Raw genomic sequence first — 16,058 nt, forward strand, 5'->3', positions numbered from 1 at the left:
CCTCCTTGATCAGGCGACGGAGTAGCCGCCGTCGACGGGCAGAACGGCGCCGGTGATGAAGCCGGCCGCCGGTGAGGCCAGGAACGTGACGACCTGGGCGACGTCGCGGGGCGTACCCCAGCGGGCCTGCGGCGTGCGGTCCAGGATCCGGCGTTCGGCGGCCGGTTCCTCCCGGATCGCCGCCGTCATCTCGGTACGGATCCAGCCCGGCGCGACGGCGTTGACCCGGACCCCGTCCGCCGCGTACCGGACGGCGAGGGCCTTGGTCAGCTGCGCCACGCCGCCCTTGCTCGCCGTGTAACCCGGCACCAGCGGACCGCCGAAGTAGCTCCACATCGACGCCACGTTGACGATGCTGCCGCCGGACGCGGCGAGCAGGGGCTGGGCGGCGACGCAGCCGCGCATGGTGCCGGTCAGATTGACCTCGAGCACCTGGGCGAAGACCTCGGGCCGGTACTCGTCCAGCCTCTTGATCATGCCGGCCGCGTTGACCAGGACGTCCAGCCGGTCCTGCGCGGTGATCAACGTCTCCAGGTCGCCCGGCCGGGTGAGATCAAGATCGACTTCGGTGACCCTCGGATCGGTCGGGCCGGGGCGCTGACCGGGCAGGCCGGCCGCGATCACCCGAGCGCCCAGCCCGGCGAACTCCGCAGCCGTCGCGCCGCCGATGCCGCCGGTCCCGCCGACCACCAGGACCGTGCGGTCCCGGAACAGGTCCGGGCGAAGTGACGTGGGGGAGTCGTCATGGCTCGGCTCCGATTCCATGGCACGACATTAGCCTGCGTGTTCATCGGGTCTGCGAACGTGGGTTTGTCGACAACCTCACGCAGGTTCGCCGATCGGGGGTCGGGATGTCGACAACCGACGCGGCTGTTCGGGTCACGAAGCTCGGGCGGTGCTGGGCGGGGACCAGGGGCGCCGCGCGCACGGCTCGGCTGATCAGGCGCGGATCGACACGCCCTGGGTGGTCGGCTCAGCGGCCAGAGGGTAGGCGACGAAGGCGAACCGCTCGCCGTCCGGGGCCCAGCTGTTCACGTTGATCGTCCCCTGGCCGCCGAACAGCGCGAGATCCATGATCGGCACGCTCCAGTCGGAGGTCCGGACGACCCGCAGTTCGACCGGCTGGTCGGCCGGATGGCCCAGGGTTCCGGCCGGGAAGCTCAGGTAGCAGGCGAGGTCGCCGCGCGGTGCGAGATGCGGGAACCAGTCCACGCGGTCCGACCGGAGCAGCGGCTCGAAACCCGTGCCGTCCGTGCGGACCCGGGCCAGCTGGGCGTGGCCGGGCGCCTCGGTGAACGACTCGGTGTTGATCAGGATCCAGTCGCCGTCGGGGGCGTACTCCGGGCCGTCGCAGTGACCGTCGCCGACGTCGACCAGGCGCCGCTCCCCGCCGCCCACCGGCAGCACGGCCAGCCGACCCGGCACGCCGAACTGTCCGCGCGGCAGCTCCACGTACGCCAGTTCGGCACCGTCCGGGCTCACCCCGTGCAGGTAGTGCGCCGTCTCCGGATCGTCGGTGATCTTGGTCGCCCGTCCACCGGCCAGCGGGGCACGGTAGATCTGCCCGTCGTTGGCCGAGAGCAGGATCGAGGTCCCGTCCGGGTGCGGTACGTGATCATTGTTGATCGGCGGCAGCCCGTCGAACGCGATCGGGCTCAACGCGCCCGATCCGGTGTCGACCGACCAGAGCAGGCCATCGCCGTTCACCACCATCCGGTCGGCGCTGAGCCAGTTCGGCGCCTCGATCAGCAGATCGGTGAACTCGGCCAGCCGCTGCACCCGGCCCGCGGCCGGCTCGGCGATCCAGAGCTCGGCGGTCTGGCCGGGACGAAGCGTCCGGCCGCGGTGAACGTGATCTTGAGGCACGCTCACCAGGATGTCATGCCCCTCGGCGGGCTCAGCCGGCGCTGTCGGGCTCGAGGGTCAGGCTGATCGAATTGATGCAGTAACGCTGATCGGTCGGGGTGTCGTAGCCCTCGCCCTCGAACACGTGGCCGAGATGCGAATCACAGGCGGCGCAGCGCACCTCGACCCGGCGCATGCCGAAGGAGTCGTCCTCGATGTAGCGGACCCGGTCCTCGGCCAGCGGTGCGAAGAACGACGGCCACCCGCAGTGCGACTCGAACTTCGTGTCGCTGCGGAAGAGCTCGGTGCCACAGGCACGGCAGCGATAGACGCCGGCGGTCTTGGTGTCGGTGTATTCGCCGGTGAACGCCCGCTCGGTGCCGGCCTCGCGGAGCACGTGATACTCGGCGGGCGACAGCTGGGCCTTCCAGTCGGCCTCCGACTTGATCACCTTGCCGACCGTGCTCGCCGGTCCGGACTCGGTCATAGCGCCCTCCTCGCACTCGTGGGTGTCGCACCCGCTCAACCGCGGCCCGCTCCAGGGTATTCCGGCCCGGTGAACCGGTGGTGCACGGCGCCACGGTTCGGCAGAGTGGAACGGGTGCCGATGCCGTACGACCAGCAGACGCCGGGCGCGCGGAAGGCGCGCGGCCTGATCCGCCGCGTACTCGGGGCCGAACCGGTCCGGGTCTGGCCGACCGACAGTCCGGACGCGAAGTTCGCCGAGCTTTCCGGTGGCCACCGGGTGGTGGTCAAGTGGCCGGAATGGCGCAACGACGAGGAGTCCTTGCGCGCGGAGGCGTGGGCGTACCGGCGGTGTCGCGAAGCCGGACTCCGGGTCCCGCGGGTCGTCGCTGTCTCGGCCGAACCGGCCTGTTTGATCATCGAGGTCGTTCCGGGCGAATCGCTCGCCGACCGGGTTCCGGCCGACCCGGACGTTCGGCGGGGTTGGGCGGAGGCCGGGGCCCAGCTGCGCGCGCTGCACGAGCTCCGGGTGCCGGGATTCGGGCCGCTCCGGGTCCGCGACGACGAGGCACGCGGGTCCTCGGACCGCTGGTGCCCGTTCGTCGACGAGGCGAGGGATCGCGGCGTCCCGTGGCTCGTCGACCGAGGCTTCGTGCAGCCTGCCGCCGGGGACGCCTTGGTACGGCGACTCGGCGAGGCCGGGCCGTGGCTGGGTGCCGTAGGGGACGGTCGCTTGTTGCACGGTGATCTTTCCGGCGGGCACGTGATCTTCGACGCGGGACGCGACGTTCGGCTCATCGACTTCGGGCAGGCCCAGGTGGGCGACCCGCGCTGGGACTTGGCCCGGATCCTGTTGTGGGATGGCGATCCTGCGCTGGAGGCCCTGCTCGACGGCTACGGGCACGACCTGATGACGGCGGAGGAGCGGCGCACCGTTCTGCCGCTGTACCTGTTCGCCTACTGCAGTCACCACGTCGTCGGACATCCGAACGACGGCCACATCGCCAGGGTGCTGGACCTGTCTCGCTGGCGGGAACTGCTCTGACTCGGCGGCTGAACGGGAACAGGCTGTGGGCGCGGCCTCCTATGCTGTGGCCATGCCAGCGTCCGCGACCGAGTTGACCGTCGGAGACCGTACCGTGCGGGTGTCCAGCCCGGAGAAGATCTACTTTCCCGAGGTCGGGCTGACCAAGCTCGACATCGTCAACTACGTGGTGGCGGTCGGGGACGGGTTCCTGCCTGCGTTGCAGGACCGGCCGGTGACCATGGAGCGGTGGCCGGGCGGGTACAGCCCGGACGCGAAGCTGAGCACCCGGGAGAGCCGGTTCGGCGAGGCGTTCTACCAGAAGCGGGCGCCGGCCAAGGGGATGCCGGACTGGGTGGAGACGGCAGTGATCACCTTCCCGTCCGGCCGGACCGCGACCCAGGTCTGCGTCACCGAGCTCGCGACGATCGTCTGGATGGCCCAGCTCGGCACGCTGCGGTGGCACCCGTGGGCGGTCAGCCGGGCCGACACCGAGAAGGTGGACCAGCTGCGGATCGACCTCGATCCCCAGCCGGGCACCGATTTCGCCGATGCCGCGGTGGCCGCGGCCGAGCTGCGGTCGGTGCTCGCCGATGCGGGGCTGACCGGGTTCTGCAAGACCAGCGGCGGCCGTGGGGTGCACGTCTTCGTCCCGATCCGGCCGGACCACGGCTTCATCGAGGCCCGGCACGCGGTCATCGCGCTCGGCCGGGAGCTGGCTCGCCGGATGCCGGAGCAGGTCACCGTCGACTGGTGGAAGGAGGAGCGCGGCGAGCGGATCTTCATCGACTTCAACCAGATGGCGCGGGACCGGACGATCGCGTCCGCCTACTCGATCCGGCCGATGCCGACCGCCCAGGTCTCGGCACCGCTGACCTGGGACGAGCTGCCCGACGCGGCGCCGGAGGATTTCACGGTGCCGACCATGCTGACCCGGTTCGCCGAGCGCGGCGACGTCTGGGAACCCTTCTACGCCACGGAACCGGCCGGCATCGACACCGCCCTCGAGTGGTACGAGCGGGACGCCCGTGATCATGGTCTGGGGGAGCTGCCGTACCCGCCGGACTACCCGAAGATGCCCGGCGAACCGCCGCGGGTGCAGCCGAGCAAGAAGGTCTCCGAGCACTGGGACGAGCAGGGCAACCGGATCGAGAAGTAATCCCGTCGCCGACGCGGCCGCGTCCGGCTAGAGTGGGCGGGACGTCACGCCAGGAGCGGAAGGAGGTGCGCCAGTCATGATCACCATCACCGTGCGCAACCTCGCCGTTCTCTTGCCCTGTTGACGATCGACGGCGGGTTGCGCTCCTGAATCCAGGAGATTCGCATGTCAGTCAAGATCAGAACGATCACCTTCGACGCCGGTCCGGACCACTATGCCGTCGGCAGGTTCTGGGCCGAACTGCTCGGGTACGGAGACGTCCCCGGCAACCCGAACCATCCGGACGACCCGGAGACCGTGATCATCGGGCCGGACGGAGGCCCGGCGATCCTGTTCCTCCCGGTCCCGGAACCGAAGACCGCAAAGAACCGGGTGCACCTCGACCTCGAACCCGAGGGCGAGACGCGGGACGAGCTGGTTCGACGGGCCCTCGGGCTCGGCGCGACCCAGGTCGCGGACCACCGGAGGCCCGACGGGAGCGGCTTCGTGCAGCTGGCCGATCCGGCCGGCAACGAGTTCTGCGTCGAGCGCTCCGCGGCGGAGAAACAGGCTCAGCCGGCGACGTAGCTGAGGAACAGCGTCTGGTCGTCGGCGAGCAGGACCTTGTCCGGTCGATAGCCCGGAGCCGGGGCGATCCAGTCTCCGTGCACCGTCCGCGGGCCTTCGCCGCCGACGACCGTCGGCGCCAGCGTGATCGCCAGCTCGTCGACCAGCCCGGCCGCGATCAGGCCGTGGTGCAGCCGCGGGCCGCCTTCGCAGAGGATCCGGCCGGTTCCCTGGGCGGCCAGCCGGTCGACCAGGTCGACGAGCCGAACCGTGCCGTGACCGAGCTGCCAGACCTCGATGCCCGCGTCCCGGAACGGGGCGGTCGCGGCCGCGTCATGATCATCGGTGGTCGCGATGATCACCGGGCCGCCCGGCGCGCCGTCGGCCCGGGCGATCACCGGATCGAGGTCGAGGGTCGCGGTGACGATCACCAGCGTCGGGAACTCCGCCAGGCTGCTTCGCTGCCGTACCTCGCCCTGCCAGGGAGCAAGATCGGCGGCGCGGTAGCCCTCGACCCGCGCGGTGCCGGCGCCGACCAAGATCACGTCGGCCAGGGCGCGCTGCAGCGCGAACAGGTGGTGATCACTCTCGGTGTTGATGCTGCCGGAGCGGCCGTCCGGCCCGTAGATCGAGCCGTCCAGGGTGGTGACGAAGTTGGTCCGCAGCCAGCGACCCCGCGGCCCGACCGGGTGGGCGTAGAGCTGTTCCAGCTCCGACCCGGTCAGGGACTTCGGCGGACGGCCGGACTCGTCGTACAGGAGGCGCACGCCGCCATCCTTTCACCCGCGCCCGCGATGCCCGCGGATCGGGCAGAATGCCCGCATGGCGAAGAGCAAGAGCTCCAAGAAGAAGGCCGCGAAGCCTGCGGGCCCGGTCACCCTGCGGGACGGAGAACGCCTCGGCGACCTGGTCCGGGTGCCCGCCGGCGAGGTCGACCTGGCCGGCTTCGACCCGCGGGCGACGCCCGGCTTCGCCGGCGACAAGACCGACGCACCGGCCGCGATCGCGGCGCTGAGTCCGGAACTGAGCGACCTCCAGGAGCGGCTGTACGCCTCCGGAAGGTCCGAGCCGGAGCAGGCGCGCCGGATCCTGCTGGTGCTGCAGGGGATGGACACCTCAGGCAAGGGCGGCGTGCTGCGGCATGTGATCGGCCAGCTGGATCCGCAGGGGACGTCGATCAAGGCGTTCAAGGCACCCTCCGCGGAGGAGTTGGAGCACCACTTCCTGTGGCGGATCGAGCGGGAGCTGCCGACGCCGGGCATGATCGGGATCTTCGACCGTTCGCAGTACGAGGACGTCCTGATCGGCCGGGTCAACCAGTTGGTCACCGAGGACGTGATCACGACCCGCTACGACGAGATCAACGCCTGGGAGGCGGACCTGGTCCAGACCGGAACGGTCGTGATCAAGTGTTTCCTGCAGATCTCCAAGGACGAGCAGAAGGCCCGCCTCTCGGAGCGGCTGACCGACCCGGCCAAGTACTGGAAGTACAACCCGGGCGACCTCGACGCGCGTGCCAAGTGGGACGACTACACGAAGGCGTACGAGGCCGCGCTGACCCGCTGCAACCCGGAATCCGCGCCCTGGTACGTGATCCCGGCCGACCGGAAGTGGTATCGCAACTGGGCGATCACCCGACTGCTCACCGAGCACCTGCGCGACCTTGACCTCGGCTGGCCCGCCGCCGAGTTCGACGTCGAGGAGGAGCAGCGCCGCCTCGCCGAAAGCTGATCATCGTCCCCACAGCCCCGGATCCAACGGGTGTCGCGAGAACTCCACAGCTCGAACGCTGGACGGCTCTGAAGCGCTTCAACGGTCGAGCCGAGGAGGAAAAACGACAGCGCCTGCGGCCCCTCGGCGGGCTCACAGGGCGCGGTGGAATCGTGCGCGGGCCGAGCGTCTCCGCCTGCTCGGTCAGCCGCTGGTCGAACGTGGCGATCGTGCCCGCGACGTGCTCGGCGGCGAGCAGCACACCACAGTCGGGCATCTTCAAGCCGGTGGCGACCCGGAGCACGGCCAGGCGCAGCGGCGAGTCGTGCCCGAGATCGATGGTGCCCAACGGGAGCTGCCCCAACCGGTTCATGATCATCTCGGCCTGGCCGGCCCGAGCCGGATCCACCAGAACCTCGGCGATCGTGATCGGGCTGGTCACCGGGACGACGGTCATCACGAGCGCGCCGTCACGCTCTTGACTGAGGTCGCCGAGGAGGTGTGCGACCTCGTCGGTCTCGGTGCGGCTGGGTCCGGAGCCGCTGGAGGAGGCTCAGGCGCCGACCACGGAGAGGTGCCGGACCGGGGTCTCGACGACGTCCAGGTCGATCAGCTCCATCGCGGAGACGACGTAGCGGCCGAGGATGATCGAGGCGACCTCAGGGGCCGCGCCGATGGGCGGCGCGACGGCGACCGCGTGGGCGGACTGGGCCAGGGCGGCCTGGCGGCGGAAGCCCTCGTCGGCGGTGAGGAACCAGCTGCCGACGGCGATGTGCCGGCGGCCCTGGGCGCGCAGCGAGCGGATCGCGTCGGCGACCGAGGGACCGGAGCCGCCGGTCGCGACCAGGCAGGGGAGCCGGTGCCGGGTGGACCACTGCCGGGCCCGGCGGGCCAGCAGGGCGTTGCTGCGGACGTCGGTGGTCGGCTCGGTGGACAGCACCAGGCCGTCCAGCTGGTCGGCGCGGCGGGCGCGCAGCGCGTCCCGGAGCCGCTGGTCGACCACGGCGAGCAGCTGGGCCTCCGGCCCGACCGGGGCGGCGGCGATCACCCGCAGGCCGGGGTGGGCGGCACGGATCTGGGCGATCAGGGCGGCGGTCTCGGGCTGCCGCGGGTGGGCGTCGGCCAGGTGCAGCGGGACCACGACGACCTCGGTCACCCCACGCTTGGCGAGCTTGCCGGCGACCTGCAGGCAGCGCGGGTAGCCCTCGTCCAGGAACGCCACGGCCACGTCGAGTTCCGGGCGCTGGGCGTGCAGCATCGCGCGCAGTTCGTGGCTGACTCCGGCCACCCGGGGATCGGAGCCTCCGGTGCCGAGCAGAATCAGGGAAGGTGCGGTCATGGTCGTCCCCTTTCGGGATCGCTACTGCTGGTCGGCGCCGCCGGAGCGGTGCCTGGGTTGGGTCGGTCATCGACCCGGGTGGCTGCGAGCGAGGACGGGCCGGCCATGCCGGCGCCGAGGGTCCAGCCGTCGGCCTCGTCGACGAGGATGAAGGCGCCGGTGGACCGGTGCTCCCGGTAGTTGTCGATCGGCAGCGGCGAGGCGAGCTTCAGCCGGACCCGGCCGATGTCGTTCAGCCCGAGCCGGTCGGCGGCGACCCAGGCCGGCCGGGTCCCGTCGCCGAGGTCCAGGTCGAGCGCGCCGTCGATGGCGGACACGATCGCCTTGCTGATCGACGTGCCGTGCTGGACCAGCAGCCGGGCCCCGACGGTCAGCGGCCGCTCGGCCAGCCAGCAGACGGTGCCGGTCACCTCGCGGACGGGGGCCGGCGGCGCGTCGGTCGAGGCCACCAGGTCGCCCCGGGACAGGTCGATGTCCGCGTCCAGCCGGATGATCACCGACTGGCCGGCGGCGGCCTCGTCGAGCGGGCCGTCGGGGGTGTCGATGCCGACCACGCTGGCGTGGCTGCCGCGCGGCAGCACCACCACTTCCTCGCCGGTACGGATCCGGCCGGACTCGATCTTGCCCGCGTAGCCGCGGTAGTCGCCGTCGACGGCCGGCGTGCTGGCCGCCCAGGGTGCCCGCGGCGCGTGCTGCGGCCGGATCACCTGCTGCACCGGGAAGCGGAACTCGGCGCCGACCGCGGTCGGGGTGTCGTCGACCCCTTCGAGGAAGCCGAGCACCGTCGGGCCGTCGTACCAGGGGGTCTGGGTGGACCGGGTGACGACGTTGTCGCCCTCCAGCGCCGAGACCGGGATGCAGTGGGTCTCGCCGACGCCGAGGGCCCGGGCGAGCACCGCGAAGTCGGTGGCGATCTTGCTGAAGACCGCCTCGTCGTAGCCGACCAGATCGATCTTGTTCACCACCAGCAGCACATGCGGTACGCGGAGCAGGGAGGCCACCGCCAGGTGCCGGCGGGTCTGTTCGACGACGCCGGCCCGGGCGTCCACCAGGACGATGATCACGTCGGCGGTGGAGGAGCCGGTCACCGTGTTCCGGGTGTACTGCACGTGCCCGGGGCAGTCGGCCAGGATGAACTTCCGGGCCGGCGTGGTGAAGTAGCGGTAGGCCACGTCGATGGTGATGCCCTGCTCGCGCTCGGCCCGCAGCCCGTCGGTCAGCAGGGCGAGGTCGGCCCGCTCCAGCCCGCGCCGCTTGCTCACCTTCTCGACATGATCAAGGGTGTCGCTGAGCACCGAGTTGGTGTCGTAGAGCAGCCGGCCGACCAGCGTCGACTTGCCGTCGTCCACCGAACCGGCAGTGGCCAGCCGGAGCAGGGTACGGCCGCCCGGCGCGACCGGTTTGGTCAAAGGCGCGGTCATCAGAAGTACCCCTCCCGCTTGCGATCTTCCATGGCCGCCTCGCTGAGTCGGTCGTCGGCGCGGGTGGCGCCACGTTCGGTGATCGTGCTCAGGCCCACCTCGGTGATCACGTCGGCGACGGTGGTCGCGTCGGAGAGCACCGCGGCGGTGCAGGACATGTCACCGACGGTCCGGTAGCGGACCGACTTCAGTTCGGCCGTCTCGCCGTCCCGGACCGGGGTGACCCGGGTGACGGCGACCCACATGCCGTCCCGGTTGATCACCTCGCGCTCGTGCGCGTAGTAGATCGACGGCAGGTTGATCTTCTCCGCGGCGATGTAGTCCCAGACGTCCAGCTCGGTCCAGTTGGACAGCGGGAACACCCGGACGTGCTCACCGGGCAGATGCCGGCCGTTGTAGAGCGACCACAGCTCCGGCCGCTGGTTGCGGGGATCCCATTGCCCGAAGGAATCCCGCAGGCTGAACACCCGCTCCTTGGCCCGGGCCCGCTCCTCGTCGCGGCGGCCGCCGCCGAAGACCGCGTCGTGCTTGCCCTCGGCGATCGCGTCCAGCAGCGGCACCGTCTGCAACGGGTTCCGGGTGCCGTCCGGCCGCTCGGTCAGCCGGCCGTCGTCGATGTAGTCCTGCACCGAGGCGACCTTGAGCCGGGCGCCGTAGAACGCCGCGGACTCGTCACGGAAGGTGATCACCTCGTCGAAGTTGTGCCCGGTGTCGACGTGCAGCACCTCGAACGGCACCGGCGCGGGCCAGAACGCCTTCGCGGCCAGGTGCAGCATCACCACCGAGTCCTTGCCGCCGGAGAACAGCAGCACCGGATTGGCGAACGTGGCCGCCACCTCGCGGAAGATGTGGATCGACTCCGACTCCAGCGCCTGCAGCTCGGTCAGTGGACGGATCGGCGCCTGGCTCATCGCGCTTCCTCCCCGTGGTCGGTGATCGAAACGATCAGGTCGCGGCCCAGCCGGACCGCGCTGGCAAGATCGACTTCGGCGGTGTCGATCACCAGCTCGGCCTCGGCCGGCGGTTCGTACGGGTCGTCCAGCCCGGTCAGGCCGGTCAGCTCGCCGTTGCGGGCCTTGGCGTAGAGCCCTTTGACGTCACGGGATTCGGCGACCTCGAGCGACGTGGCGACGTAGACCTCGGCGTACCGGACCCCGTGTTGATCATGGTCGGCCCGGACCGCGGCCCGGGTCTCCGCGTACGGCGCGATCACCGGCACCAGGACGGTCACGCCGTGCCCGGCGAGCAGCCGGGCGACGTAACCGATCCTGGTCACGTTGCGGTCCCGGTCGGCCTTGCTGAAACCCAGCTCGGCGGACAGGTACGGCCGCACCTCGTCGCCGTCGAGCACCTGGACGCGACGGCCCTCGGCGACCAGCTCGGCGGCCAGGGCGTGCGCGATGGTGGACTTGCCGGCCGACGGCAGACCGGTCAGCCAGACCGTGACGCCTCCGTGCCCTGAGCCTGTCGGACGGTTCCGGTCGGGGGCTTCGACAGGCTCAGCCCACGTGTTCGCATTCGTGGTCACAGGTGGATCCCGCATTCCGTCTTGGCGAGTCCGGCCCAGCGGCCGGCCCGGGGGTCGTCGGCGGAGGCACGCTGGGTGCACGGCGCGCAGCCGATCGACGTGTAGCCGTCGTCCAGCAGGGGATTCACCAGCAGTCCGTTCTCCTCGATGTAGGCGGCGACCTGATCATCGGTCCAGCGGGCGATCGGGGCGAGCCGGACCAGCTTGCGCCGGTGGTCCCAGGACACGATCGGCGTGTTGGCCCGGGCGGGGGAATCGGCCCGGCGGATCCCGCTGGCCCACGCCGCGTACCCCTGCAGGGCCTCGTCCAGCGGGGCCACCTTGCGCAGCGCACAGCACTGGTCCGGGTTCCGGCCGAACAGGTCCTTGCCGTGCTCGGCGTCCTGCTCCGCCACGGTCTGCTTCGGAGTGATCGTGATCAGGTTCACGTTGTGTACCGTAGCGACGGCGTCCCTGGTCCCGATGGTTTCGGCGAAGTGGTAGCCCGTGTCGAGGAAGATCACGTCGATCCCCGGCACGACCTGCTCGGCCAGGTGGATCAGCACAGTGTCCGCCATCGACGACGTCAGCACCAGCTTGCTGCCGAACTGATCATGAGCCCAGCGCAGCACGTCCAGCGCGTCCGCCTCGGCAAGATCACGATTGGCCGCCGCGACCTGCTCGCGCAGCGCGCGCTCGTCCACGTCGGTGATCATGATGCGCTCGCACCCTGCTCCGCGGGTCGCAGCCCGAGGAACTTGATCGAGAAGGCCCGCCAGCAGCTGCGGCACTCCCACGCCCCGCCCTCGATCGGGAAGAGCGTCTCCTCCGCGCAATAGGGGCAGTACATGACCGCCTGCCGGGTGGCCGTGGTGCCTTCACTCATGACAGCAGGCTCTCGTCGGCCCGGCCGGCCCACTGGGCGAACCGCTCGCCGTCCTGACGGTCGGCCAGGTAGGCCTTGGCGACCCGCTCGACGTAGTCCGGCAGTTCGGTCGCGGTCACCTTGTGGCCGCGCAGCTTGCGGCCGAAGCCGGCGTCCAGGCCGAGGCCGCCGCCGAGGTGCACCTGGTAGCCCTCCACCTGGCTGCCGTCCGGCCCCGGCACCAGCTGGCCCTTGAGGCCGATGTCGGCGGTCTGGATCCGGGCGCAGGAGTTGGGGCACCCGTTCAGGTGGACGGTGATCGGGTTGTCCAGCGAGCCGAGCCGGGACTCCAGCTCGGAGACGACCCGCGCCGCCTGGGCCTTGGTCTCGACGATGGCCAGCTTGCAGAACTCGATGCCGGTGCAGGCGATCACCGACCGGCGCCAGCTGGTCGGGTCGGCGGACAGGTCGATCTCCTTGGCCGCGGTGATCAGCGAGTCGATCTTGTCCTCGGCGACGTCGAGCACCAGCAGCTTCTGCATCGGCGTGGTCCGGATCCGGTACGAGCCGTGCGCCTCGGCGATCTCGGCCAGCCGGACCAGCGCCCGGCCACCGGTACGGCCCGCGATGGCGGAGAACCCGACGAAGTAGTTGCCGTCCTTCTGCCGGTTGATCCCGACATGATCACCGGGCGCGGTCGGGGTCTCCGGTGCCGGGCCGTCGATCAGCTTGCGGTGCAGGTATTCGTCCTCGAGCACCTGGCGGAACTTCTCCGCGCCCCAGTCGGCGACCAGGAACTTGATCCGGGCCCGGCTGCGCAGCCGGCGGTAGCCGTAGTCGCGGAACACGGCGACCACGCCGGCCCACGCCTCGGCGACCTCGTCGACCGGGATCCAGGCGCCGAGACGCTGGGTGAACATCGGGTTGGTGGACAGGCCGCCGCCGACCCAGAGGTCGAAGCCCGGGCCGTGCTCGGGGTGCACCACGCCGACGAACGCGACGTCGTTGATCTCCGGCACCACGTCCTGGGACGGGTGGCCGGTCAGCGCGGTCTTGAACTTGCGCGGCAGGTTGGCGTACTCGGGATCGCCGACGTAGCGGTCCGCGATCTCCCGGATCGCGGGCGTCGGGTCGATGATCTCGTCGGCGGCGATGCCGGCCACCGGCGAACCGAGGATCACCCGCGGGCAGTCGCCGCAGGCCTCGGTCGTGCTCAGCCCGACCTCCTCGAGGCGGCGCCAGATCTCCGGCACGTCCTCGATCCGGATCCAGTGCAGCTGGATGTTCTGCCGGTCGGTCACGTCGGCGGTGTCGCGGGCGAATTCGACCGAGATCTGCCCGATCACCCGCAGCTGCTCGGTGGTCAGGGCGCCGCCGTCGACGCGGACCCGCAGCATGAAGTACTCGTCGTCCAGCTCGTGCGGCTCCAGCGTCGCGGTCTTGCCGCCGTCGATGCCGGGCTTGCGCTGGGTGTAGAGCCCGAACCAGCGGAACCGGCCGCGCAGGTCGCCCGGGTCGATGCTGGCGAAGCCGCGGTGCGCGTAGATGTTCTCGATCCGAGCCCGAACGTGCAGCGGGTGGTCGTCCTTCTTGGACTGCTCGTTGGCGTTCAGCGGCTCGCGGTAGCCGAGGGCCCACTGGCCTTCGCCCTTCTTGCGCTTCGCCGGGCGCACGGCCTTGCCCGGGGTACGGGCGGGCCGTCCACTCTCCGAGCGGCGGGCGTCGGGTGCGGGTCGATCGACGGTCGTCATTCGCTGTCCTCGGTCGGGGTCGTCATCCGGACTGACTGCGGGTTCGGGCCCGCAGGGGTGCATCCTTGGCGGCGTGCGGCTGACTCACGCACAGCGAGGCCGGGCATGCCCGCACAGCAGCGGCCGGTCGCGCGGTCAGCGCTGACAGGAAGGCGGACAGATCATCGACTCGGTTCGTCCGTAATCGACGAACCGGCGCTCCGTGAGGCCGAGCGAGGCAGGCTCGCCGGTCAACCGGCGGTAGCTTCGCTGAGTCGGGCGCATGGCTCAACGATCCGCCAGCCCTCCGGAATCCACCAAACACTTTCTCAATATTCGGTACGAATGACTGCGATATGAGACGGGCTTCGGAGTCGTGGCTCGGAGGCCGGTCGCGTCCACATAGCTGGACAGGTTGAGGACTTTGGTCCCTGGTCGCGGTGAGTCGACGCGGCGCAGCATGGCCTAATGGCGTTAGGCATTCCGAATCGGGATAGGCGTTCCGAGCGACGGGCGGCCGTCCGGGCCGAGATCCTGGACGCCGCCTGGGCCGTGGCCCGGGAGAAGGGTCTGGCCGGTCTCACGCTGAACGACGTGGCCGCCCGGATCGGCATGCGGGCGCCGTCGCTGTACACCCACTTCGCCGGCAAGCACGCCATCTACGACGCGATGTTCGGCCAGGCCTGGTCGGCGTACGACGAGGCCGACCGGGTGGCCGGCGAGCGCGTCTCGGGGTCACCCCGGGAGCGGGTGCTGAACCGGTGCCTGGTCTTCTTCGACTTCGCGGTGGCCGATCCGGCCCGGACCCAGCTGATGAACCAGCGGACGATCCCCGGCTTCGAGCCGTCCGAGGAGGCGTTCGCCCCGTCCCGGCGAGCCGTCGCCCGGGCCGTCGCGGAGCTGGCCGAGCTCGGCGTCACCGACCGCGGTGACGTCGAGATCCTCTTCTCCATCATCGGCGGCCTGGCCGACCAGCAGCTCGCGAACGATCCCGGCGGCGACAGCCGGCGTCGACTGCTGGAACGGGCCGTCGCCATGTGGGCCGACGGGGTCGGCCTGCCTCGAGAACGTACCGAAGGACGAGCATCATGACCCTGACCAACGCGGCGACCGGATCCCGGCGCTCGGCGCACGATCACGAACGGGCGGCCGTCCTGGCCGCCGAGGAATACCGCCGCTGCGCCGACGCGGTGGCGGCGCTGGCCGACGACGACTGGGACCGCCCGACCGACTGCCCGCTCTGGACCGTCCGCCGGCTGGTGGCCCACGTGACCGGGATGGCGCTGATGGCGTCGTCCCCGGTGCAGCAGTTCCGGCAGCAACGCGCAGCCAGGGCCAGGCTGCGGCCCGGAACGCCCGCCATCGACGCCTTGACCGCGCACCAGGTCGACCTGTTCGCGGATCGACGCCCGGCCGAACTGGTGGCCCTGCTGGCCCGGCTCGGGCCGCGGGCCGCCAGGAGCCGGCGCCGGATGCCTGGCTTCGTCCGCGGCCGGGACTTCGCCGAACGGCAGCGCATGAACGGGGTCGACGAGACCTGGACGATCGGCTACCTGGCCGACACGATCCTGACCCGCGATCCCTGGATGCACCGGATCGACCTGGCCCGGGCGACCGGCCGCCCGCTGGTGCTGACCGCGGGGCACGACGGGGTGATCGTCGCCGACGTCGTGGCCGAGTGGGCCGGGCGCCACGGCAGGCCGTACCGACTCGAGCTCGAGGGCCCCGCCGGCGGCCGGTTCGGCAGGGACGACGCCGGTGAGGTGATCACGCTGGACGCGGTCGAGTTCTGCCGGGTGCTGTCCGGCCGGGCGCCGGGCGCCGGTCTGCTCACGACTCAGGTCCCGTTCTGAACGGTGACGGCGGCCCGGAGCCGGCTGAAGGCGTTCGGCTCGCCCATGCCGGGTACGGCCGCGAGGATCTCTGCGGCGCAGTCGGCGGGGGAGCGCTCGGTGGTGTCGACGGTGAGGTCGTCGTCGCCGTGGGCGTGCACCAGCTCCAGCTGGGCGGCGGCGGTGCCGGGTCGGCGGTCGCCGCGGGCGCGTTCCCGGCGGGCCAACTCGTCCGGCGCACAACGCACGCCGACCAGCAGCACCGGGAACGGCCGGAAGAGGTCCAGGCAGTCGGCCAGCCGCCACGGCTCGCTGAGGACATGGTCCATGATCACGTCGTTGCCGGCGGCGGCCATGCCGGCGACCACGCGGTGGAAACCGGCCCGGGTCCGGCGCAGCGTCTCGGCCAGCTCGCGCTCGTCCAGGGCGAGGGTCTGCGCCTTCGCCCGCATCGCGTTCAGGTCGTCCACGGCCAGCCGGAACGCCGGGGTGGGCCAGCGCCGCAGCAGTTCCTCGGCGATGCTGGACTTGCCGGACGAGGACGTACCGTTCAGGAGCACGATCCGGCCCGGTTCGGTCATGGGCGAAGTCTGCCCGACGGCGGCCGCGAAGCGA

At 71.1% G+C, this 16,058-nt stretch carries 18 protein-coding genes; 6 read left to right on the top strand and 12 right to left on the bottom strand.

What is annotated here, in order from left to right:
- Positions 1 to 9: 9 nt before the first annotated feature.
- The 3 genes from AC6CCG_RS18430 to msrB form a co-directional block, all read right to left on the bottom strand.
- Entirely contained in the window at positions 10 to 765 is a 756-nt protein-coding gene (locus tag AC6CCG_RS18430) for an SDR family oxidoreductase (RefSeq protein ID WP_496656058.1), read from the bottom strand.
- A 174-nt stretch (positions 766 to 939) separates the two neighbouring features.
- Positions 940 to 1,866, bottom strand: coding sequence for a TolB family protein (locus AC6CCG_RS18435; protein ID WP_496656059.1), 927 nt, complete (start codon positions 1,864 to 1,866; stop codon positions 940 to 942).
- Positions 1,867 to 1,897: 31 nt separating this feature from the next.
- The gene (gene msrB / locus AC6CCG_RS18440) at positions 1,898 to 2,332 is read right to left on the bottom strand and encodes a peptide-methionine (R)-S-oxide reductase MsrB (protein ID WP_496656060.1); all 435 of its coding nucleotides are present in this window, start codon (positions 2,330 to 2,332) and stop codon (positions 1,898 to 1,900) included.
- 120 nt (positions 2,333 to 2,452) lie between these two features.
- Here msrB and AC6CCG_RS18445 point away from each other — a divergent pair, with 120 nt between their 5' ends.
- The 3 genes from AC6CCG_RS18445 (at position 2,453) to AC6CCG_RS18455 (ending at position 5,060) form a co-directional block, all read left to right on the top strand.
- Positions 2,453 to 3,355, top strand: a complete 903-nt coding sequence (locus AC6CCG_RS18445) for a phosphotransferase family protein (RefSeq protein WP_496656291.1) — start codon at positions 2,453 to 2,455, stop codon at positions 3,353 to 3,355.
- A gap of 52 nt (positions 3,356 to 3,407) precedes the next feature.
- Entirely contained in the window at positions 3,408 to 4,493 is a 1,086-nt protein-coding gene (locus AC6CCG_RS18450) for a DNA polymerase domain-containing protein (RefSeq protein ID WP_496656061.1), read from the top strand.
- A gap of 165 nt (positions 4,494 to 4,658) precedes the next feature.
- The gene (locus tag AC6CCG_RS18455; protein WP_496656062.1) at positions 4,659 to 5,060 is read left to right on the top strand and encodes a VOC family protein; all 402 of its coding nucleotides are present in this window, start codon (positions 4,659 to 4,661) and stop codon (positions 5,058 to 5,060) included.
- On the opposite strand, the gene AC6CCG_RS18460 is transcribed toward AC6CCG_RS18455, so the two are convergent.
- Positions 5,045 to 5,806, bottom strand: a complete 762-nt coding sequence (locus AC6CCG_RS18460) for a dihydrofolate reductase family protein (protein ID WP_496656063.1) — start codon at positions 5,804 to 5,806, stop codon at positions 5,045 to 5,047. The genes AC6CCG_RS18455 and AC6CCG_RS18460 overlap by 16 nt on opposite strands.
- A gap of 55 nt (positions 5,807 to 5,861) precedes the next feature.
- On the opposite strand from AC6CCG_RS18460, the gene AC6CCG_RS18465 reads away from it, so the two are divergent.
- Entirely contained in the window at positions 5,862 to 6,770 is a 909-nt protein-coding gene (locus AC6CCG_RS18465) for a PPK2 family polyphosphate kinase (RefSeq protein WP_496656064.1), read from the top strand.
- A 532-nt stretch (positions 6,771 to 7,302) separates the two neighbouring features.
- On the opposite strand, the gene AC6CCG_RS18470 is transcribed toward AC6CCG_RS18465, so the two are convergent.
- Genes AC6CCG_RS18470 through AC6CCG_RS18500 form a run of 7 tightly spaced genes read right to left on the bottom strand, consistent with a single transcriptional unit; the run spans position 7,303 to position 13,632 of the window.
- Complete coding sequence (locus AC6CCG_RS18470; protein ID WP_496656065.1) at positions 7,303 to 8,088, bottom strand: sirohydrochlorin chelatase; 786 nt, start codon at positions 8,086 to 8,088, stop codon at positions 7,303 to 7,305.
- Positions 8,085 to 9,509: a sulfate adenylyltransferase subunit 1 gene (locus AC6CCG_RS18475; RefSeq protein ID WP_496656066.1), complete on the bottom strand. Its 1,425-nt coding sequence runs from the start codon at positions 9,507 to 9,509 to the stop codon at positions 8,085 to 8,087. Before AC6CCG_RS18475 ends, AC6CCG_RS18470 begins: the two co-directional genes overlap by 4 nt.
- Positions 9,509 to 10,420, bottom strand: coding sequence for a sulfate adenylyltransferase subunit CysD (gene cysD / locus AC6CCG_RS18480; protein ID WP_496656067.1), 912 nt, complete (start codon positions 10,418 to 10,420; stop codon positions 9,509 to 9,511). The genes AC6CCG_RS18475 and cysD overlap by 1 nt, the downstream gene beginning before the upstream one ends.
- Entirely contained in the window at positions 10,417 to 11,037 is a 621-nt protein-coding gene (gene cysC, locus AC6CCG_RS18485) for an adenylyl-sulfate kinase (protein ID WP_496656068.1), read from the bottom strand. Before cysC ends, cysD begins: the two co-directional genes overlap by 4 nt.
- Positions 11,034 to 11,732, bottom strand: a complete 699-nt coding sequence (locus AC6CCG_RS18490; RefSeq protein WP_496656069.1) for a phosphoadenylyl-sulfate reductase — start codon at positions 11,730 to 11,732, stop codon at positions 11,034 to 11,036. The genes cysC and AC6CCG_RS18490 overlap by 4 nt, the downstream gene beginning before the upstream one ends.
- On the bottom strand, positions 11,729 to 11,902 hold the full coding sequence (locus AC6CCG_RS18495; RefSeq protein WP_179747695.1) for an Insertion element protein: 174 nt from the start codon (positions 11,900 to 11,902) through the stop codon (positions 11,729 to 11,731). The genes AC6CCG_RS18490 and AC6CCG_RS18495 overlap by 4 nt, the downstream gene beginning before the upstream one ends.
- Positions 11,899 to 13,632: a nitrite/sulfite reductase gene (locus tag AC6CCG_RS18500; protein WP_496656070.1), complete on the bottom strand. Its 1,734-nt coding sequence runs from the start codon at positions 13,630 to 13,632 to the stop codon at positions 11,899 to 11,901. The genes AC6CCG_RS18495 and AC6CCG_RS18500 overlap by 4 nt, the downstream gene beginning before the upstream one ends.
- 447 nt (positions 13,633 to 14,079) lie before the next feature.
- Between AC6CCG_RS18500 and AC6CCG_RS18505 the strand changes: the two genes are divergently transcribed.
- Both AC6CCG_RS18505 and AC6CCG_RS18510 read left to right on the top strand, forming a co-directional pair.
- A complete protein-coding gene (locus AC6CCG_RS18505) occupies positions 14,080 to 14,703 on the top strand; it encodes a TetR/AcrR family transcriptional regulator (RefSeq protein WP_496656071.1) in 624 nt (207 codons plus the stop codon).
- Entirely contained in the window at positions 14,700 to 15,464 is a 765-nt protein-coding gene (locus tag AC6CCG_RS18510) for a maleylpyruvate isomerase family mycothiol-dependent enzyme (protein WP_496656072.1), read from the top strand. Before AC6CCG_RS18505 ends, AC6CCG_RS18510 begins: the two co-directional genes overlap by 4 nt.
- Here AC6CCG_RS18510 and AC6CCG_RS18515 read toward each other — a convergent pair.
- Positions 15,449 to 16,024: a chloramphenicol phosphotransferase CPT family protein gene (locus AC6CCG_RS18515; RefSeq protein WP_496656073.1), complete on the bottom strand. Its 576-nt coding sequence runs from the start codon at positions 16,022 to 16,024 to the stop codon at positions 15,449 to 15,451. The two genes, AC6CCG_RS18510 and AC6CCG_RS18515, sit on opposite strands and share 16 nt — an antisense overlap.
- Positions 16,025 to 16,058 lie beyond the last annotated feature (34 nt).

The organism is Microlunatus sp. YIM B11417 (genome assembly GCF_059617205.1).